Below are 19610 nucleotides of genomic sequence, written 5' to 3' on the forward strand. Positions count from 1 at the left end.
GGAGCCGACTGCTCGCGCTGGACTAGACGAACGGCAGCTTGATGTTGCTGCGCCTCTCCAGCCATTCCGGCACGGGCAGATTCTTGGCGCGCATGAAATCGGCGTTGAACAGTTTTGACTGATAGCGGCTGCCGGAATCGCAGAGGATGGTGACGATGGTCTTGCCGGGTCCGAGCTGCTTGGCGAGCCGCATCGCGCCGACAATGTTGATACCGGTCGAGCCACCGAGACACAGGCCTTCGTGCTGGAGCAGCTCGTAGATGACAGTCACGGCTTCGGCGTCAGGAACGAGATAGGCATCGTCGACCTTCGCGCTCTCGACGATCGCGGTTTTCCGGCCGAGGCCGATGCCTTCCGTGATGGAGTCGCCCGGGCTCGCCTTGGCGGTGCCGGTCCGGAAGTATTCGAACATGCCGGCGCCGTGCGGATCGGCGCAGGCGATCCGGATGTCCTTGTTCTTCTCTTTCAGAAAACGGCTGGTGCCGGCCAGGGTGCCGCCGCTGCCGACCGAGCAGACAAAGCCGTCGATCTTGCCGCCGGTCTGTGCCCAGATCTCGGGGCCGGTGGAGTCGTAATGCGCCTTGGCGTTGTCGAGGTTGTTCCATTGGTCGGCGAATAGCACGCCGTTCGGCTCGGTCTTGCGCAGCTCGTCGGCAAGACGGCGGCCGACATGCTGGTAATTGTTCGGATTGGAGTAAGGCAGGGCCGGAGACTCCAGCAGCTGGGCGCCGCACAGCTTCAGGAAATCCTTCTTCTCCTGGCTCTGCGTCTCCGGAATCACGATCAACGTGCGATAGCCGCGCGCGCTCGCGACCACCGCCAGCCCAATGCCGGTGTTGCCGGCCGTTGCTTCCACGACGAGGCCACCCGGCTTCAGCTCGCCGCGCTTCTCGGCTTCCTGGATCATCCATTTGCCGGCGCGATCCTTCACCGACTGGCCGGGATTCATGAACTCGGCCTTGCCGAGAATGGTGCAGCCGGTCAGTTCGGAGGCGCGCTTGAGCTTGATGAGCGGGGTGTTGCCGATGGCTTCGACAACGTCGTTTTTGATGGTCATGTCAGGCAATTACCGGCTGGTTCAGGATGAGGGTCCGACCCTAAAGTAGGGTCGCCAGCCGCACAAGGCGAGGGCGCGAACTCTTATTGCTGCTTTGCGAAGATGACCTGCCGGACGTCGATATTGCCGGACAGGAATCCGGCCTCGCAATAGGCGAGATAGTACTCCCACAGCCGCCGGAACCGATCGTCGAAGCCGAGCGGAACGAGACCCGGCCAAGCCGCGCGAAAGTTATTTCGCCAGGTGGCAAGCGTCTTGGCATAATCTTGCCCGAAGATGCGCTCGCGGATGACGGGGATGCTGAACCGGTCTCCGAGCGATTTCAGCACTGCGGGCGAGGGCAGCATGCCGCCCGGAAAAACATAGCGCTGGATGAAGTCGACCTCGCGTCGGTAGCCCTGGAAAAGCCGGTCCTGGATCGTGATGGCCTGGATGCCTGCCAATCCGCCCGGCAGCAGCCGGTCGCGCAGCTGAGCGAAATAGCGCGGCCAGAATTCCTCGCCGACCGCCTCGATCATCTCGATCGAGGCGATCCGGTCGTAGCGATCACGCTCGTCGCGATAGTCCTGCAACCGGATCTCGACCTGTTCGGCGAGGCCTGCTTCGTGGATCCGCTTCTGCGCAAAATCGCGCTGCTCGGTCGAGATAGTCAGGCCGACGACGCGCGCGCCAAACGTCTTTGCGGCAAACTCGGCGAAGCCACCCCAGCCGCAGCCGATCTCGAGCAGCTTCTGGCCAGGCTTCAGGTCGAGCGCCTCGGCGAGGCGGCGATATTTGTTGGTTTGGGCTGCCGTGAGGTCGGTGGTCGAGCCCTCGAACAGCGCCGACGAATAGGTCATGCTCGGATCCAGCCAGGCTGAGTAGAACGCATTGCCGATGTCGTAATGGGCGTGGATGTTGCGCCGCGCCTGGCGGCGAGTGTTGCGGTTGAACCAGTGCTGAAGCATCTGCACGAGCCGCATCAGCGGCTTGTCGCGCAGCATCGCCTGGATCAAATCGTGGTTGACGCAGAACAGGTAGAGAAACTGCGTGAGATCGGGCGTGTCCCAATCGCCGGCAAGGTAGGCTTCGGCGACGCCGATGTCGCCGCCATTGATCAGGCGCGATGCGAAGCCGTAATTGTGCAGGCGCATCGCAGCATTCGGACCCGGCTCGTGTCCTCCGAGTCTGATCACGCGGCCGTCCGGCAGCGTGACGTCGAGCGTGCCGCGCCGCAGCCGCGACCCGAAGGTCAGCGCAAGGCGAACGATGCGCGGCAGGTCGGCCAGCACTGTCTCGACGTCATCAGGTGTCACCGAAATGGCATTCGACATCGGCAGATCCATGACTTCAACGGATACTGTCCAACCGCGAGCCGAGCGCGCCGATCCCGCTTTGTTGCTTGACCCGAGCGCGCCCCTCAAACGGTCAGCGACCTATAATATAGGGACGCGATTTGCCGCGCGCCAAGATGGTTTCGTCGCTGCGCTGCCCTGCGGCATCGGATCGTGGCACCAGCCGCGCTCCCTTCAGCCAGAGCCGCAGCGCTTCCCAGTGGATCGCGGCCATCACCTTGAGGCTGACGAGCGGCAGGCTGAAGAAGGATCGCAGCAGGGCAGAGGAGGTCAGCGCGCAGCGACGGCCGCTGAAAGTCGCTGCGAGCAGTGGGCCATCATTGTCGGTCTCCAGAATGCGCAGCTTGACCGTGTCGGACGGCGGCAGCACTCGGAAATGGTAGCGCATCGCCATAGGCACAAAGGGCGAGACGTAGAACAGCTTGTCCTGTTGCTGTCGCAGACCGGCGGCATTCAGCTCGTCGGCCCTGACAGGGAGGATGTACGGATGAAGCTCGCCAAAGGTGTTGCGCACCTCGTAGATCACCAACGCGAGTTCGCCATTGGCGTCACGGCAAAAATAGACCGAGAGCGGATTGAAGCCGTAGCCGAGCAGGCGAGGATAGCAGAGCAGCTCGACCCGGCCTCCGCGGAGATTGATGCCTTCAGCGGCGGCGCAGCGCTCCACATAGGCGCGCAGCGAGGAGCCATCGCGCGGGCCGTGGTCCTTCTCGTGGAAGCTGTAGAGCGCGGCGCGGTTGACGCCGAACAGCGCCGACTGCCTGTCAGTCTCATCCAGCCGGTCGAGATCGATCAAGAGGCTCATGACGCGGTAGCTGAAGCGATGGCCCATGGGCTTGAGCCGCGCATGCATGACGTCACCGAAATAGAGCGAGGCGGCATCCGATGCTGGACGGGCTGTACTCGTCATTGCGCTACTCTGCAGCCTCCGCCAGCTCGACTGGAGCCGTGCGCCAGGGCGCGGTCGCCCCGAGTGCCTCGGCCACGCTAAGGCCGGAGCGCAGGCCGTCCTCGTGAAAGCCGTAGCCGGTCCACGCGCCACAGAACCAGGTGTGCCGCGGGCCCTGGATCTCGGCCAGCCGCTTCTGTGCGGCAAAGGCAGCTGCATTGTACTGCGGATGCTCGCAGAGATATTGGCCAAACGTGAGTTCGGGCGCGGGTTCGAACGGCGGGTTGAGGCTTACGAACAGCGGCTTGTCGGCGTCGATGCCCTGGAGCCGGTTCATCCAGTAGGTCACCGCGACATCGTTCATCGCCGCTCCCTCGCGCTGCCAGCGCAGGAAATTCCATGACGCCCAGGCGCGGCGCCGCTTTGGCATCAGCCTGGTGTCACGATGCAGATAGACCTTGTTCGGAGAATAGTTGATGGCTCCGAGGATGTCGCGCTCGCGCGGGTCTGCATCCGACAGCATGGCAAGTGCCTGGTCGCTGTGCGCCGCAATCACTACATGGTCGAAGCTCTCGTGCCGGCCATGGCTGTCACCGACCACGACGCCATGCGCCGTGCGCGCGATCGACGTCACGGCGCAGCCGAGCCGGATGCGGTCCCTGAAGGCGGCCTGGAGCCGCCCGACATAGGTCCGGCTGCCGCCCCTGACAGTGCGCCAGACTGGCCGGTCGTAGTGCAGCAGGCGATGATTGTCGAAGAAGGCGACGAAGTTCTCGGCCGGGAATTCGAGCATTTCGCTGGCGGGAGCGGACCAGATGGCCGCCCCCATCGGGGCGATATAGTCGGTCAGCAAACGCTTGGAGAACTGCCGTTGGCGAAAATAGGCGCCGAGCGTCAGTCCGCTCAGGCTGCCGTTGCGAAGGTCGTCGACGCTTTGACGGCCGAATGTCGGGATATCCGTCAGCATCCGCAGGTAGGATGGGGAGAGAAGATTGGTAGGCTGAGCAAACAGGCCGGCCACCGTCGCCCACCAGTCATTGCCACCGCCGCGCCATTCAAAACGACCGCCATCGGCGGACACTGCAAAGCTCATGCAGCTTGCGACCGTCTCGACGCCGAGATGGGCGAACATCGCGGTCAGATCGGGATAGTTGAGCTCGTTGTAGACGATGAAGCCGATATCGACGGTGACAGGCGTGCCCAGATAGTCGATGGTGACGGTGTGGCTGTGGCCGCCCGGTCGCAGCTCCCTGTCGTAGACAGTCACAGGGTAGCGCTGGGAAAGCGTCCAGGCCGCCGTGTTGCCGGCAATGCCCGTTCCGATGACCGCGATGCGCATGCGTCAATGCCCCTGCCTTGTGCTGGACAAGCTACGGTGCGTTGCGGCGCGGGTTTCAGGGGAGAGCGGATCTTGGCGTTGCGTCTTCGAGGCAACTGTGGCTGCAATATCACATGAAATCTTTGTAAGCTTGATTGTGTTTCCAAACCTTTCCGGATCGAAGAAGCGACTGCAACACAGGCATATCCTTCATTCCAATGGTCCGGTAGCGGACGCGGGCCCGCGGTGAGTTTCGCAGGTGCGGGACTGTCCCGCAGTTCCGCGCCCGGCTAGAATGGATTTTAGGTTCCGCAGAAAGCATCACGCTGTGAACGAGTTACAGAATGGCCTCCGGCCGCCCATCCGCGAATCGGCTCATCCGGCCGCGCGGTGGCGGCATGATCTGCCCGTCAGGGGGCGGATGTGACACAGCGGGTTCCGACCCTCGTCGGGCCGAATTTCCTTGGCCAAGTCCTTGGGTCTGCGTCCGGGACGCTGCGAGCCGTCGCGGTGGTGTGCCTGGCCGCGAGCTCGGGCGCCTGCGTGCTGACCCAGGATCTTCCCGATCCCGCGCTCGATGTTCCCACGCAGTACAAATACGCCAGGAAGGCGGACGCGCCGCCGACGCTGGATTGGTGGCGCGGCTTCCGTTCGGCGGAGCTGACGCAGCTGATGGAAGAGGCGCAGACCGTCAATCTCGACATCGCTGCCGCGGTCGCGCGCATCGTCGAGGCGGACGCCCAGGCGCGGCAGGCGGGCGCGGCGCTATTGCCGAGCCTGTCGGGAACGGGACAAGAGACTTATTCGCGCACCTCCGGCTCGTCTTCTTCGGGGCTCACCAATGGCGGCCGCGAGGTTGTCAACTACCAGGCGTCGCTGAGCGCCAGCTATCAGCTCGATTTCTGGGGCCAGAACCGCGATGCGCTGCAAACGGCCGAGGAGACCGCCAAGGCCAATCGTTTCGACCGCGATACGGTCGCGCTGACGACGCTCGCAGCCGTCGCCAATGCCTATTTCCAGGTGCTGGCCTCGCAGGACCGCCTGCGCACCGCTCAGCGCAATATCGCCAGCGCCCAGCGTATCCTCGATGCCATCCGCGAGCGCCGCAAGGCCGGGACGGGGACCGATCTCGACGTCGCCCAGCAAGAGAGCGTTCTCGCCAACCAGAAGGCGCTGGTGCCGCCATTGCGCCAGACCCTCGACCAGAACGCCAACGCGCTTGCGGTACTGGTGTCGCGGCCGCCGGAGAGCGTGCGCCTTGCCGGCGGTTCGCTGGACCGGATCGCCATTCCGCGTGTCACGCCCGGGCTGCCGTCGGAGCTGCTGACGCAGCGGCCTGATATCCGCCGGCAGGAGGCGCAGCTTGCCTCCGCCACTGCGAATATCGGCAATGCCCGCGCGCAGTTCTTCCCGAGCATCCAGCTCACCGGCAATGGCGGTTATCAGAGCTCGGCACTCTTCTCGCTGTTCCAGCCGCACGCGGCGTTCTTCCAGCTGGTCGGCAGCGCGACGCAGCCGATCTTCGACGGCGGCAAGATCCTCGGCAATTTCGAATTTGCCAAGGCCCGCCAGGACGAACTGCTGCAGACCTACCGCAAAACCATCGTTCAGGCCTTCACCGACGTCGACAACGCACTATTTTCAATCAAGCAGACCACGATCAAGCTGCAATTGCAGCGCGACGTGGTCAACGCCTCGCGGCGCGCCTTCGATCTCGCCGAGCAGCAACTGCGCGCCGGCACGGCCGATATCGTGACCGTGCTCAACACCCAGCTGACGCTGTTCCAGGCCGAAGACACGCTGTCACAGGCACAGCTCGCGCGCCTTCTTGCCATCGTCAGCCTGTACCAGGCGCTCGGCGGCGGCTGGGAGCCGCGAATGGAGAAACCGGTCAATGCTCTTTAAGCCGGACACGAAGGACGGCGCGAAAGCGGGGACGGCGAAAAAGTCGCGCGGCCGCGGCTTCGTCATGACCCTGATCACGCTCGCGATCCTCGGCGGGCTCGGCTATCTCGGCTGGACCGTGTGGCATCAGCAACCGCAGCAGGCGGCTGGCGGTCGCGGCCAGCAACGGCCCGATTTGCCGGTGCCGGTGCTGGCGGCAACGCCCAGGGTTCAGGACGTGCCTGTCTATCTCGACGGCGTCGGCGCCATCCGCGCGCTCAACACGGTCACCGTGCGGTCCCAGGTCGACGGCAAGCTGATCGCGGTGAAGTTCACCGAAGGCCAGGACGTCAAGAAGGGCGACGTGCTCGGCGAGATCGATCCGGCGCTCTACCAGGCGACCTATGACCAGGCAGTGGCCAAGAAGGCCCAGGACGAGGCCCAGCTCGCCAACCAGCGCATTGACCTGACGCGCTACGAACAGCTCGCGGCCTCCAATGCCGGCTCCAAGCAACAGGCCGACACCCAGCGCGCGGCGGTCGCGCAGACCGAGGCGCTGGTCAAGGCCGATCAGGCTGCAATCGACAATGCGGCGGCAACGCTGAGCTACACCAAGATCGTGGCGCCACTGTCGGGCCGCGCTGGCCTGCGCCAAGTCGACCAGGGCAACATTATCCACGCCTCCGACACCACCGGCCTCGTCGTCATCACGCAATTGCAGCCGATCGCGGTTTGGTTCAGCCTGCCGCAGCAGCAGATCATGCGCGTCAACGCGGCGGCTGCGAAGGGCGCGCTGTCGGTCGACGTGTTCGGCAATGACGGCGTAACCGTGATCGACACCGGCAAGCTCACCGGGATCGACAACCAGGTCGATCAGACCACGGGTACGCTGAGGCTCAAGGCGGAATTCCCCAACGCCAATTACCAGCTCTGGCCCGGCCAGTTCGTCAATGTCCGCCTCAAGGTCGAAACGCTGAACCAGGCGCTGGTGGTGCCGACCTCGGCGGTGCAGCGCGGACCGATCGGCACGTTCAGCTATGTCATCGGCGCGGACAACGTCGTTACGGCCAAGCCCGTGACAGTGACGCAGCAGAACGAGCATGATGCGGTCATTGCGAGCGGCCTGACGGCAAACGACAAGGTCGTCACCACGGGCTTCGCCAATCTGTCCGACGGCTCCAAGGTCGTCATCGGCCGCGACGAGCAGACGCCGTCGGCCGACCTCGCTCCGCGCAAGCGCACGCGCGCGCCGCAAGCCGACGGGAAGGGCGGCCAGGCCAAGGATGGCCAAAAGGATGGCCAGAAGGACGGACAAGGCAAGGACGGCGAGTTCCGCGCCAAGCGGAAGAGCAGCGAGGGCGACCAGAAGGGCCAGACTGGGCCTGCGCCGGGGCCGGGGGCTCAACCATCGGGACCTGGAGCCAAGCAGCCATGATCCCGGCAACAGCCGCCTGAGCGGCAGGCGCATCCCATGGGTGTCTCCGAACCCTTCATCCGCCGTCCGATCGCAACTTCGCTGCTTGGCATTGCGCTGCTGATTGGCGGGCTGCTGGGCTATTTCGCGCTGCCGGTCTCGGCGCTGCCGCAGGTCGACTTCCCGACCGTGCAAGTGACGACGCAGCTGCCGGGCGCGAGCCCCGACGTGATCGCCTCGCTGATCACGGCGCCGCTGGAGCGGCAGCTCGGCCAGATCCCGTCGCTGACGGCGATGAACTCGACGAGCTCTTTCGGCGTCAGCCAGATCTCGCTCCAGTTCGATCTCAACCGCGACATCGACGGCGCGACCCAGGACGTGCAGGCCGCGATCAACGCCGCCGCCGGCGTGCTGCCCAAGACACTGCCTTATCCGCCGACCTACGCCAAGGTGAACCCGGCCGATGCGCCGGTCATGACGCTGGCGCTGCGCTCGGACACCATCTCGCTGCGGGCGATGAGCGACATCGCCGACACGCTGCTGGCGCAGCGCCTGAGCCAGATCTCCGGCGTCGGCCGCGTCTCCGTGCTCGGCGGGCTAAAGCCGGCCGTGCGCATCCAGGCCGATCTGGCGCGGCTTGCCGCCTACGGCATCGCCATGGAGGACTTGCGCGCCGCCATCGCAAACGCCAACGTCTCCGGGCCAAAGGGCTCGCTCGACGGCGCCCAGCAATCCTACATCATCGCGGCCAACGACCAGATCGCCGCCGCCGACGCCTACAGGCCGGTCATCATCGCCTATCGCAACGGCTCGCCCGTCACGATCGGCGACGTCGCGCAGATCGTCGACGGGCTCGAGAACGACCGCACCGGCGGCTGGTATCAGGGCACGCCGGCCGTCATCATCGACATCCAGCGCCAGCCCGGCGCCAACGTCATCGATGTCGTCAAGCATATCCGCGCCGAGATCCCGAAGGTGCAGCGCGCGATTCCGGCCGGCGTTAAACTGACCATCGTCTCCGACCGCACCGTCACCATCCGCGCCTCCGTCCATGACGTGCAGTTCACGCTCGTGCTGGCCGTCGTTCTGGTGACACTGGTCGTGCTGCTGTTCCTGCGCTCGCTGCGCGCAACCGTGATTGCGGGCGTGGCGCTGCCGCTGTCGCTGATCACGAGCTTCGGCATCATGTACTTTGCCGGCTTCAGCCTCGACAATCTGTCGCTGATGGCGCTGACGATCGGGACTGGCTTCGTGGTCGACGACGCCATCGTCATGATCGAGAACATCGTCCGCCATATGGAGAATGGCGACAACGCGATGACCGCCTCGCTGAAGGGGGCCAGTGAAATCGGCTTCACCGTGATCTCGCTGACGGTGTCGCTGATCGCGGTGTTCATTCCGCTACTGTTCATGTCGGGCCTCGTGGGACGCATGTTCCGCGAATTCGCACTGACCTTGACCATCGCGGTCGTGACCTCGGCGGTGGTCTCACTGACGCTGACCCCGATGATGTGCTCGCGTCTGCTCAGGCACGCCCATGAGGAGTTGGCGGTACCGGGTCTCGCCGCCGTCAGCCGCTTCATCGACCGCACCGTCGAATTTTATCACCGCACGCTGCTCGTGGTTTTGCGGCATCAGCGCACCACGCTGGTCGTGACCTTCGTGACTTTGGCCGCAACTCTTGTCCTCTATGTCGTCGCGCCAAAGGGCTTTCTGCCGCTGCAGGATACGGCCTCGATCACGGCGGTGACCGAAGCCGGGCCTGACGTGTCGTTCGCCGAGATGCAGAAGCGGCAGGCCGATGCCGCCGACGCCATCAAGGCCGACCCTGACGTCACCGGCGTGGTCTCGGTGATTGGCGCGGGCTCGGTCAATCCGACCACCAATGTCGGACGGCTGGTCATGACCTTGAAGCCGCGCGGCGAGCGACGCGACGATGTCGGCGCGGTCATTGCCCGGTTGAAGGAGAAAGTCTCCGGCATTCCCGGCATGACCGTCTATTTCCAGCCGGTGCAGGACGTGCAGATCTCGACCCAGTCGAGCCGCTCGCAGTACCAATACACGCTGACCGGCACCGACGCGGCGCTGGTGTCGGAATGGGCACGCAAGCTCGTCGACGAGATGCGGCGCGATCCCCTTTTCCGCGACGTCTCCTCCGAAGCCCAGGAAGGCGGCCTGCGCGCGCAGCTGGAGGTCGACCGCACCCGCGCCGGCCAGCTCGGCGTCAGCCTGCAAGCCATCACCGACACGCTCAACGATGCCTTCGCGCAGCGCCAGATCTCGACCATCTATGGCCAGGCCAACCAGTACCGCGTGGTGCTGGAGGCGCTGCCGATGTACCAGCGCGATCCCTCGATCCTGTCAAAGCTGTACTTGCCGGGCGGCGCCAGCGCGACCGCCGGCGCACCCAACGCGCAAGTGCCGCTCGACGCCGTGGCGACCTTGAAGCGCACCACGGCGCCGCTGGCGATCTCGCACCAGGCGCAATTCCCGGCGATCTCGCTCAGCTTCAACCTCGCGCCGGGCGCGGCGCTCGGCGACGCGGTCGAGGCGGTGAAGGCGATCGAGACCCGGATCGAGATGCCCAACAGCATCGTCGGCGTCTATGCCGGCGACGCGGCCGAATTCGCCAAGGCGCTGGCCGGCCAGCCCTGGCTGCTGCTCGCCGCCGTGATCACGATCTACATCGTGCTGGGCGTGCTCTATGAGAGCTACATCCACCCGATCACGATCCTCTCGACGCTGCCGTCGGCCGGCGTCGGCGCCATTCTGGCGCTGATGCTGTTCGGACAGGACCTCTCGGTGATCGGCCTGATCGGCATCATCCTGCTGATGGGCATCGTCAAGAAGAACGCGATCATGATGATCGACTTCGCACTTGAAGCCGAGCGCGGGCAGGGCATGCCGGCCGACGAAGCCATCGTGCAGGCCTGTCTGCTTCGCTTCCGTCCGATCATGATGACGACGCTGGCGGCGCTGTTCGGCGCGCTGCCGCTGGCGATCGAGAGCGGCACCGGCGCCGAGCTGCGCTTCCCGCTCGGCATCTCCATCATCGGCGGCCTGCTGCTGAGCCAGCTGCTGACGCTCTATACCACGCCCGTGATCTATCTCGCGCTCGACCGCATCAACCGCCGCCTCGAGCAGGCGCTGCCGCCACCCGAGCCTGAGCCGCCAACGGCAGGGGCGACCGAGGGGATGCAGTGATGGCATCGATCTCGGAGCCCTTCATCCGCCGTCCCGTCGCGACCACGCTGCTGTCGATCGGGCTGTTCCTGCTGGGGGCCGTCGCCTACGAGTTCCTCCCCGTTGCCTCGGTCCCGAACGTCGACTTCCCTGCCATCTTCGTCTCGGCAAGCCGCCCCGGCGCCGACCCTTCCGTGATGGCCGCGACCGTCGCCGCGCCACTCGAACGGCGGCTCGGCGAAATCGCGGGCATCAACCAGATCACGTCGACGAGCTCGCTCGGCACCGCGAACATCCAGCTCCAGTTCGATATCGGCCGCAACATCGACAAGGCGGCGCGCGATGTGCAGGCCGCGATCAACGCGGCCCTCGTCGACCTCCCCAGCGACCTGCCGGCGCTGCCGCGCTTTCGCAAAGCCAACACGGCCGGCGCGCCGGTCTTCGTGCTGGCGCTGACCTCCAAGACGCTGTCGGCCAGCGCGATCTACGACGTCGCCGATACCGTGCTGGCGCAACGCATCTCGCAGGTCCCAGGTGTCGGTGACGTGACGGTATCAGGCGCCGACCAGCCGGCGGTGCGGGTCCAGCTCAACCCGGTGGCGCTGTCGAATGCAGGGATCGCGACCGACGACGTCAGAACCGCCATCATCAACGCCAACCCGCTCGGCCCCGTTGGCATCTTCAACGGCGAGCGCCAGAGCGAGACGCTGTCGCTGAACAGGCAGATGCGCACGGCCAAGGAATTCGGCGACATCGTCATCAAGAGCTCCGGTGGCAATTTCGTCCGACTGTCCGACGTCGCCGATATCGAGGACGCCGTCCGCAACGCCCGCTCGATCGCCTGGTTCAACAAGCAGCCGGCGGTGCTGATCCAGATCACCAAACAGGGTGACGCCAACGTCATCGACACGGTCGACCGGGTCAAGGCGCTGATCCCGGCGCTGAAGCAATGGATTCCGGCTGGTGTGGACGTCTCGACGCTGGTCGATCGGACCACCACGATCCGCGCCAGCGTGATGGACATGCAATGGACGCTGCTCGCGACCGCAGTCCTGGTCATGGTCGTGGTGTTCGTGTTCCTGCGCCGGCTGACGCCGACGATCGCCGCCGGCATCTCGGTGCCGCTGGCGCTGGCCGGCACCTGCGCCGGCATGTGGGTCGCCGGCTTCTCGATCGACAATCTGTCGCTGATGGCGCTCGCGATCTCGGTCGGCTTCGTGGTCGACGACGCCATCGTCATGATCGAGAACATGTTCCGCAACCTCGAGCATGGCATGCGACCGATGCGGGCGGCGCTGGAGGGCGCCAAGCAGATCGGCTTCACCGTGGTCTCGATCAGCCTGTCGCTGATCGCGGCATTCACGCCGCTGATCTTCATGGACGGCATCGTCGGTCGCCTGCTGCGCGAATTCTCGTTGACGCTGACCTTCGCGATCGTAGTGTCGACCCTGGTGTCGCTGACGGTTACGCCGATGATCTGCGCCCATTATGTGAAGGAGATCACGTCCGGATCCGCCACGCTGTTCGACCGCCTGATCGAGGGCTCGCTGTCGCGCGTCGTTGCGTTCTACGCCCGCACCCTGCGCGCCGTGCTCGAATTCCCGCTGCTGACGCTACTGGTGTTCTTCGCCACCATCGGACTGACGGTGCTGCTCTACGTCAAGGTGCCCAAGGGCTATTTCCCGACTGATGATTCCGGCTTCGTCATCGGCGCAACACGGGCCTCGGCCGACATCTCGTTCCAGTCGATGCTGACGCTGCAGCAACGCCTCGCCGACATTGTGATGCAGGATCCGGCTGTCGCCGGCATCGGTTCGACCGTCGGCGGTGGAGCCGGGCCAGGAGGCGCGACCTCGAACCGCGGCGTCATGTACATCAGCCTGAAGCCGCCGGAGGAGCGAGACCACGTCTCGACCCAGGTCGTGATCGACCGTCTCAGGAAGGCGCTGTTTCCCGTGCCCGGGATCCGTCTCTTCATGTTTGCGGCGCAGGATGTCCGCGCCGGTGGCCGGCAGAGCGATTCCAATTACCAATATACGCTATCGAGCACCGACCTCGACCTGCTGCAGAAATGGGCACCTATCGTGGCCAAGCGCATGGAGACGGTGGAGGGCATCACCGACATCTCGAGTGACCGTGATCCCGGCGGACTTCAGCTCACACTGAACATCGACCGCCAGAAGGCAGCAGCGCTCGGCGTCAAGGTCCAGGACATCGACAACGCCCTGAACAACGCCTTCTCGCAGCGCCAGATCTCGATCATCTATACCCAGCGCAACCAGTACATGACAGTGCTGGAGATCGATCCGAAATTCCAGGTCGATCCGTCCAACCTCGAGCGCATCTATGTCGCCGGCGCGGGAGGCGTGCAAGTGCCGCTCTCGGCCGTGGTCCACGCGACACGCGGGCTTGCCGCGCTCGCGGTCTATCATTCGCAGTCGGTGCCCTCGACCACAGTGTCGTTCAACACGTTGCCCGATGTGGAGCTCCAGGCCGCCACGCAAAACATCCAGCGCGCGGTCGATGAATTGCACATGCCCGAAGGCATCCGTGGCAGCTTTGACGGCAATGCCGGCGATTTCGCCAGGACCAGCGGCCGGCAACCGCTCTTGATCCTCGGCGCGCTGGTGGCGATGTACATCGTGTTAGGAGTGCTCTACGAGAGTCTCGCCCATCCGCTCACGATCATCTCGACGCTGCCGTCGGCCGGTCTGGGCGCTCTGCTCGCGCTTCAGATCACCAACACGCCGCTGACGGTGATCGCCTTCGTCGGCATCATCCTCCTGATCGGCATCGTCAAGAAGAACGGCATCATGATGGTCGACTTCGCGCTCGATGCCGAGCGTCAGCGCGGGCTGTCGTCGGCTGAGGCTATCTTCGAGGCCTGCCAGGCGCGCTTCCGCCCGATCCTGATGACGACCATGGCCGCGCTGTTCGCCGGCATTCCGCTTGTCGTGGCGACCGGGCCGGGCACGGAGCTGCGCCGCCCGCTCGGCATTACCATCATCGGCGGCCTATTCGTCTCGCAGGTCCTGACCCTCTACACCACGCCCGTGATTTACTTGTTGATCGATCGGCTCCGCCGGCGGTCCGAGCCGCGCGCGCTGGCAGCGCCGGCAGAATAGGCGGGTTGTTGAACGGCCGTACCAAGCGTATAGCGGCGGTCATGTCGAAACCAGCTGAGACCACGGCCACCACGCCGGAGCCGATTCCCGAATGTCCGCACTGCCAGAAGCCGATGCCGCTGTGCATCTGCGACAGCGTCACGCCGATCGAGAACAAGCTGTCGCTCCTGATCCTGCAGCATCCGCAGGAGCAGGACAGGGCGCTCGGTACCGCGCGGCTGCTCGCCAAGCACTTTGACGACGCGACCTTGCGGGTCGGCCTGTCCTGGCCGAGCCTGTCCAAGGCGCTTGGCCGACCGGTCGAGAACGCCTCGCACTGGGCTGTGCTCTATCTCGGCTCGGCGCGCGCCGCCGACCTCGATGCGGAGGGCGAGATCGTTGCGCTCAACCGCAAGGGCGAGATCGCGGACAACCAGCGCGCCATTTTCAACAAGCTCGAAGGCGTGGTGCTGCTCGACGGCACCTGGAGCCAGGCGAAGGCGCTGTGGTGGCGCAATCCCTGGATGCTGAAATGCCAACGCGTGATCCTCAATCCGAAGCACCCCTCGCGCTATGGCCGCCTGCGTCGCGAGCCGCGCAAGGACGGGCTGTCGACTATCGAGGCAGCGGCAACGCTGCTGGCGGGGCTCGAGCGACGCCCCGACATCGCCGAGACGCTGAACGCCAGTTTTGAACGGCTGTTGACACGCTTCCGCGAGGTCCAGGCCGAAATGCCGGAACTGGCTCCGAAGCCGCCTGTGAAGGACCGTCGGCGCGGTATCCGCCGCGGCAAACGGTCCTGACTTAAGCCTACTTCATCCCTCCGGTTGATTGCCCCGCAAGGAGCAGGCAGATACAGACCACCGGCCGACAGGCCCGTGGCCTGCGATGCCGTCGCAGCGTCGCAAGTCCGCAAAGCAGAAGGGGAGAGTCGAATTCAGAGCGCAGCGAAGGAGATTCTGGCCCAGGCCGCGCAGTTCGATCGTTGGGGCACGCTCGCCCTGATGGACATCTCGTTGCGCTACCGGCGCACCGTGATCGGACCGCTCTGGATCACGCTGACGCTGGCGGCGACCATCGCAAGCGTCGGCACGGTCTACGCAGCGCTGTTCAAGCAGGACATCGCTTCTTTTCTACCGCCTTTCGCGGTGGGCCTGATCGTCTGGACGTTGATCGCGACCACGCTCCAGGAAGGCGCCAACATCTTCGTGGTATCCGGCCATCTGATCAAGGCCGTGCCGGCGCCGCTGATCGTGCACGTGCTGCAGATGATCGCGCGCAACGTCCTCATCTTCACCCATCATCTCCTGATCGTCGTCATGCTCCATGTCGTGATGCCCTGGCCACTGCGCTGGACCATGCTGCTTGCGCTGCCCGGCTTTGCGCTTCTGCTGATGGTTCTGCTCGGCGGCGCAGTCGTGCTCGGTGTGCTCTGCGCGCGATTTCGCGATATCGGGTCTGCGGTCGTGAGTGGGCTGCAATTCATCTTCTTCCTCACCCCCGTGATCTGGACCGAGGACAGCGTGCGCGGCACCGCGCTCGCCTGGCTGACATGGGTCAATCCGTTTACGACGCTGCTCGATCTCGTGCGCAAGCCGTTGTTGTCGCAGCCAACGGACGCGGCGCATTGGCTGCTTGGCATCGCTTACGCGCTCGCTGCGGCCGCCATCGGGCTCGGCTGCTACGCAAGATACCGCCACCGCGTGGCGTATTGGCTGTGAGGCGCGAGATGAGCCCCCAAGCCCACATCATTCTGCGCAACGTCTCGGTGACGTTTCCTGTGCTGTCGTTCCGCGACCGCTCGCTGCGCAGCCGCTTCGTGCGCGCCATGACCTTGCGCCGCAAGGCGCCGCGCCCGCACATCGTCACTGCGCTCAATGGCATCGATCTCGACGTCCGCGCCGGCGACCGCGTCGCGATCGTCGGGGCCAACGGCGCCGGCAAAACCACACTGCTGCGGGTGCTGGCCGGCATCTACCATCCGACCGCAGGCAACATCGATGTGCTCGGCCGCTGCCTGTCGCTGTTCGACCTGTCGGCCGGCTTCGACGAGGAGGCGACCGGTTACGAGAACATCATGCGCCGCGGCCTTGTGATCGGTGCGCGACGCACCGAGATCGACGCTCGCCGCGTCGAGATAGCCGAATTCACCGAGCTCGGCGACCGGCTGGATTTGCCGCTGCGCACGTATTCCAGTGGCATGATGCTGCGCCTGATCTTCGCGGTCGCCACCGCCGTCGAGGGCGAGATCGTGCTGCTCGATGAATGGATCGGCGTCGGCGATCAGCAGTTCCGGAAGAAGGCCAGGCTGCGGCTCGATGAGATCGTGGCCCGCGCCGGCATCCTGGTGCTGGCCTCGCACGATCTCGATCTGATCAAGAGCACCTGCAACCGCGCCATCCTGCTGGAGGAGGGGCGGATCACCGTATCAGGCACGATCGAGGAGGTTCTTGCCCGATATCTCGGGGCTGCGAAGGTGTAACTACCCCGCCGGGGTTGCCTAAGCCGTTGATCCCCTATATTGCTCCGCCTCTACGGGGCCACGTGGCGGAGTGGTTACGCAACGGTCTGCAAAACCGTGTACACCAGTTCAATTCTGGTCGTGGCCTCCATCACCAAGCTTCTGATATTTCAACCTAAATCATGATTTCGCCCCGATCCGCCGATGGCGCGGATGGCGACTGCATGGCCCGCGCCACCGGGTTTGCCCGGGGCTTGTTGGAAACCCTCGATTCAGGCCCGATGGCATAAACTTCGCATCTGCGAAGGCATGCAGTCCTATCAATCGAGCGCTGGAGCACACGTGGGCGAAATCGTCCGGTTTATCCCGAAATCCGAGCTGGAGCGGGCTCGCCTCATTGCCGAGGCGCGCGCGATCTATGACAGCATTTTCCCGCCGGCTGCACCGGACAGGGTACAGCAGGACGACAAGGACAGCGTCAAGAATTGATCGCAGGCCCGTGGCCCGCCGTCAGTTTTGCCTCAGCAGGCGGCGTACCAGCCGTCCGGAAAGGGCAGCAGGGGCCAGGCGCCCTCGTTGTCATTCGCGGCCTTGAGCGCTTGCTTAAGCGCTTTCTTGGGCGCAGCGTCGAAGCTCCACGAGCGGGGCACGAAGTCTTCCTCCGGCGCGGCTGCGAAATTGTCGTGAATCATGGCGTCCCGGACAGCATCCAGCATCAGATTGAATTCGGCTTCGCTCATCACACCCTCCGGAACGCGGATAGCGCAGTGTCGCAAAGCCGGTTTGCTTCCCGATTGACCCGGTCGTTCGCATTTTAACGATCGGGCGATCGGGATCGGTTTGGTTAGCGATTTCTGAAAGGTCCCCAAAAATCCCCAAGAAAACTCCAAGAAAACCCCGGGAACTCTAGGAGGTTCCAAGCGGCGGCAAGTGTGAAAGAGATCACATCCCCCGCGATTTAATCCTCCTACCTCTTTGCTCACACCGGCCGATGGCGGCCGGGCAGGCAGGGCGGACAGGAGACTGGTCATGAAGGCGAGGTTCTTGCGGTTTGCGGGTGTGAGAAGCCGGGCGCGTCGCGCCTCCACACTCGGCCTGTTCCTGACGTTGTTTGCATCCGCCGCCAATGCGCAGCAGGGCACAGCGGAGCAGCGCCGGGCCTGTACACCCGACGTTTACAGGCTCTGTGCCGGCGAAATCCCCAACGTTCGGGCCATCACGGCCTGCCTGCGCCGTAACCGCTCAAGCCTGAGCGAGGCCTGCCGCGCGGTGTTCGACCAGGCCGGCGGCTGATGCGCTCCTTGTGGATTTGTGCGCAGCAAGTGCTTTGCGTCTCCAGCGTAAATCCTTCGGGCGACGGCTGTGGATATGCTGCGGACAAGCTGTTGAATGGCTGTTTATCCGACGCAGATGCGGATCAGATCCGAATGATATCTGACAGAGTCATGATCTAGATGCGTTTTGCACCCAATCATCTGATTTGACGGGTTCTCGCAGTCCGAGGGACGGGATCCCACTTCGGCTGAGCAGCTAACGCTTGCCGAACCATTCCTCGTAGATCCGCTGGTACGTGTCGCTCTCGCGCAGCCCCAGAAGGGCCTCGTTGACCTGCTTGCGTAGTGGACTGCCGGTCGGAAAGACGATGCCGTAGTCTTCCCTGTGAAACACGTCACCAACGGTCCGGGCCAATCTGCTGCCGTCGTGGGTCGTGTAGTAGAGCAGAGCGGGCGAATCGAACACGACGGCGTCGACCTGCTGATCCAGCAGCGCCTTGTAGAGGTCATCGACCTTCTCGAACTCGCGAACCTGAGCCTTGAGCTCATTCAGATAGCCCGTTGCAGTGCTGCCCCTTGTGGTGCCGACGGTCTTGCCGACGAGGTCCTGCTGGCCGTTGATCGGCCCCTTGATCTGCTGCACCGTCAATGAAGCGGTCAATTGCGCCGTATAGAACGCGACAAACACCACCCCCGTGAACATCCACAGCACGGCGACGATCCGGGCTATCCAGTGTCGCGGCATCTGATCGGCCTGAGTGGCCAGCGTGCCCGCCGCCCAGAACATCGCGTGGAAGATCCCCGGAAAATACTTTTTAGTCGGAATGATCCCGCTGTGATGCGTTCGCTCGACCAGGAACATCAGGTGCGCCGGCACCAGGATCAGGAGCAGCGCAATGCCGAGCCAGACCAGCAACGTGCGTGAGAAGAACAATTGCATCAGCTCGCGCAATGGATTGGCTTCGACATTGACGGCCGTGCCGCGCACCAGGATCTGCAAGCCTGAGTTCATGATCGGTTGAGAGAAGTCGAACCTGTCCTCCCGCTCTGACGTGATCGAGATGGCCGCGATGGCGAGATCGGCTCGTCCGCTTCCGACCGCGTCAAGCAATTCGCTCACATCGGGCAACACGACATATTCGGTCTCGCGGTTCAGTCGTTTGCCGATGCTGTTCCAGAGCTCGATACTGAAGCCACTCAGCACGCCGTTCTTTTCGACGACCATCGGCGGCACGATGCGGGTCGCCACCCGCAGCTTGGCCGTCTCGGCCTGAGCCGCCGACCAGGTCACGCAGACGAGCAGTGCCAACGCCAGTGCGCGGGCGATCTCGGCTCCGACCGACCGAGACAGGCGGTCGGTTCGGGTGCATGAGCTGGTGGCTGGCTGCGGACGAGTCATCGATGGTTTCCAGTCGCGCAAGTGTGCCTGTGTATTGAGATGCAGACAAATAAAGCACCGCGGTTGCCTCTTCCTCGCAAGACCCCGCGCAACGACGGGTGCTGAGAGAACATTGCGTCACACTTCGGGCAGGTGCTCCAGGTCGCAATCGGCTTTCCATAAAATTGCAACCCGCACGTGCAAGAAGTCTTGATCGTCGGTGATTTAGGAGTGATGGCACACCTTGAACGCGGCCGCAGGCGACAGCGACTAATCCAAAGAGTGCATCAGGATCAGTGGAACGTGATCGAGCT

At 64.3% G+C, this 19610-nt stretch carries 15 protein-coding genes and 1 tRNA gene; 10 read left to right on the top strand and 6 right to left on the bottom strand.

From position 1 onward, the window contains the following. Window positions 1–22: 22 nt before the first annotated feature. The 4 genes from XI06_RS28375 to XI06_RS28390 form a co-directional block, all read right to left on the bottom strand. Window positions 23–1057, bottom strand: a complete 1035-nt coding sequence (locus XI06_RS28375) for a cysteine synthase A (RefSeq protein WP_237862485.1) — start codon at window positions 1055–1057, stop codon at window positions 23–25. Window positions 1058–1140: 83 nt separating this feature from the next. Further along, window positions 1141–2370, bottom strand: a complete 1230-nt coding sequence (locus tag XI06_RS28380; protein WP_237862484.1) for an SAM-dependent methyltransferase — start codon at window positions 2368–2370, stop codon at window positions 1141–1143. A gap of 94 nt (window positions 2371–2464) precedes the next feature. Continuing rightward, complete coding sequence (locus XI06_RS28385; protein WP_237862483.1) at window positions 2465–3301, bottom strand: DUF1365 domain-containing protein; 837 nt, start codon at window positions 3299–3301, stop codon at window positions 2465–2467. 4 nt (window positions 3302–3305) lie between these two features. Then, on the bottom strand, window positions 3306–4619 hold the full coding sequence (locus XI06_RS28390; RefSeq protein ID WP_271607035.1) for an NAD(P)/FAD-dependent oxidoreductase: 1314 nt from the start codon (window positions 4617–4619) through the stop codon (window positions 3306–3308). 402 nt (window positions 4620–5021) lie between these two features. Here XI06_RS28390 and XI06_RS28395 point away from each other — a divergent pair, with 402 nt between their 5' ends. The 9 genes from XI06_RS28395 to XI06_RS28435 all read left to right on the top strand — a co-directional run bounded on the left by XI06_RS28395 (window position 5022) and on the right by XI06_RS28435 (window position 17133). Next, the gene (locus XI06_RS28395; RefSeq protein ID WP_442869480.1) at window positions 5022–6503 is read left to right on the top strand and encodes an efflux transporter outer membrane subunit; all 1482 of its coding nucleotides are present in this window, start codon (window positions 5022–5024) and stop codon (window positions 6501–6503) included. Then, window positions 6493–7917, top strand: coding sequence for an efflux RND transporter periplasmic adaptor subunit (locus XI06_RS28400; RefSeq protein WP_271607036.1), 1425 nt, complete (start codon window positions 6493–6495; stop codon window positions 7915–7917). Before XI06_RS28395 ends, XI06_RS28400 begins: the two co-directional genes overlap by 11 nt. A 36-nt stretch (window positions 7918–7953) precedes the next feature. Beyond that, entirely contained in the window at window positions 7954–11100 is a 3147-nt protein-coding gene (locus XI06_RS28405; protein ID WP_271607037.1) for an efflux RND transporter permease subunit, read from the top strand. Beyond that, window positions 11100–14204, top strand: a complete 3105-nt coding sequence (locus XI06_RS28410) for an efflux RND transporter permease subunit (RefSeq protein WP_237862479.1) — start codon at window positions 11100–11102, stop codon at window positions 14202–14204. Before XI06_RS28405 ends, XI06_RS28410 begins: the two co-directional genes overlap by 1 nt. Window positions 14205–14245: 41 nt before the next feature. After that, window positions 14246–14986 (top strand): tRNA-uridine aminocarboxypropyltransferase, encoded by a 741-nt coding sequence (locus tag XI06_RS28415; RefSeq protein WP_237862478.1) that lies wholly within the window; start codon window positions 14246–14248, stop codon window positions 14984–14986. 75 nt (window positions 14987–15061) lie between these two features. Next, the gene (locus XI06_RS28420) at window positions 15062–15904 is read left to right on the top strand and encodes an ABC transporter permease (RefSeq protein WP_271607038.1); all 843 of its coding nucleotides are present in this window, start codon (window positions 15062–15064) and stop codon (window positions 15902–15904) included. 8 nt (window positions 15905–15912) lie between these two features. After that, the gene (locus XI06_RS28425) at window positions 15913–16665 is read left to right on the top strand and encodes an ABC transporter ATP-binding protein (RefSeq protein ID WP_237869051.1); all 753 of its coding nucleotides are present in this window, start codon (window positions 15913–15915) and stop codon (window positions 16663–16665) included. 56 nt (window positions 16666–16721) lie between these two features. Continuing rightward, window positions 16722–16795, top strand: a tRNA-Cys gene (locus tag XI06_RS28430). Window positions 16796–16986: 191 nt separating this feature from the next. Next, entirely contained in the window at window positions 16987–17133 is a 147-nt protein-coding gene (locus XI06_RS28435; protein ID WP_237862475.1) for a hypothetical protein, read from the top strand. Between the two features lie 32 nt (window positions 17134–17165). Here the strand turns inward: XI06_RS28435 and XI06_RS28440 are convergent, their stop codons facing one another. Beyond that, the gene (locus XI06_RS28440) at window positions 17166–17384 is read right to left on the bottom strand and encodes a hypothetical protein (protein WP_237862474.1); all 219 of its coding nucleotides are present in this window, start codon (window positions 17382–17384) and stop codon (window positions 17166–17168) included. A gap of 289 nt (window positions 17385–17673) precedes the next feature. On the opposite strand from XI06_RS28440, the gene XI06_RS28445 reads away from it, so the two are divergent. Continuing rightward, complete coding sequence (locus tag XI06_RS28445) at window positions 17674–17937, top strand: hypothetical protein (RefSeq protein WP_237862473.1); 264 nt, start codon at window positions 17674–17676, stop codon at window positions 17935–17937. Window positions 17938–18174: 237 nt separating this feature from the next. Here the strand turns inward: XI06_RS28445 and XI06_RS28450 are convergent, their stop codons facing one another. Continuing rightward, window positions 18175–19317: a transporter substrate-binding domain-containing protein gene (locus tag XI06_RS28450; RefSeq protein ID WP_271607039.1), complete on the bottom strand. Its 1143-nt coding sequence runs from the start codon at window positions 19315–19317 to the stop codon at window positions 18175–18177. Window positions 19318–19610 lie beyond the last annotated feature (293 nt).

It is taken from the genome of Bradyrhizobium sp. CCBAU 11434, assembly GCF_028128895.1.
Classification (GTDB): Bacteria; Pseudomonadota; Alphaproteobacteria; order Rhizobiales; family Xanthobacteraceae; genus Bradyrhizobium; species Bradyrhizobium zhengyangense.

Excerpts from the sequence above, each read along its gene's own strand:
- XI06_RS28375 (WP_237862485.1), bottom strand. The coding sequence starts at position 1,057 with ATGACCATCAAAAACGACGTTGTCGAAGCCATCGGCAACACCCCGCTC.
- XI06_RS28380 (WP_237862484.1), bottom strand. The coding sequence starts at position 2,370 with ATGTCGAATGCCATTTCGGTGACACCTGATGACGTCGAGACAGTGCTG.
- XI06_RS28385 (WP_237862483.1), bottom strand. The coding sequence starts at position 3,301 with ATGACGAGTACAGCCCGTCCAGCATCGGATGCCGCCTCGCTCTATTTC.
- XI06_RS28390 (WP_271607035.1), bottom strand. The coding sequence starts at position 4,619 with ATGCGCATCGCGGTCATCGGAACGGGCATTGCCGGCAACACGGCGGCC.
- XI06_RS28400 (WP_271607036.1), top strand. The coding sequence starts at position 6,493 with ATGCTCTTTAAGCCGGACACGAAGGACGGCGCGAAAGCGGGGACGGCG.
- XI06_RS28405 (WP_271607037.1), top strand. The coding sequence starts at position 7,954 with ATGGGTGTCTCCGAACCCTTCATCCGCCGTCCGATCGCAACTTCGCTG.
- XI06_RS28410 (WP_237862479.1), top strand. The coding sequence starts at position 11,100 with ATGGCATCGATCTCGGAGCCCTTCATCCGCCGTCCCGTCGCGACCACG.
- XI06_RS28415 (WP_237862478.1), top strand. The coding sequence starts at position 14,246 with ATGTCGAAACCAGCTGAGACCACGGCCACCACGCCGGAGCCGATTCCC.
- XI06_RS28425 (WP_237869051.1), top strand. The coding sequence starts at position 15,913 with ATGAGCCCCCAAGCCCACATCATTCTGCGCAACGTCTCGGTGACGTTT.
- XI06_RS28440 (WP_237862474.1), bottom strand. The coding sequence starts at position 17,384 with ATGAGCGAAGCCGAATTCAATCTGATGCTGGATGCTGTCCGGGACGCC.
- XI06_RS28445 (WP_237862473.1), top strand. The coding sequence starts at position 17,674 with ATGAAGGCGAGGTTCTTGCGGTTTGCGGGTGTGAGAAGCCGGGCGCGT.
- XI06_RS28450 (WP_271607039.1), bottom strand. The coding sequence starts at position 19,317 with ATGACTCGTCCGCAGCCAGCCACCAGCTCATGCACCCGAACCGACCGC.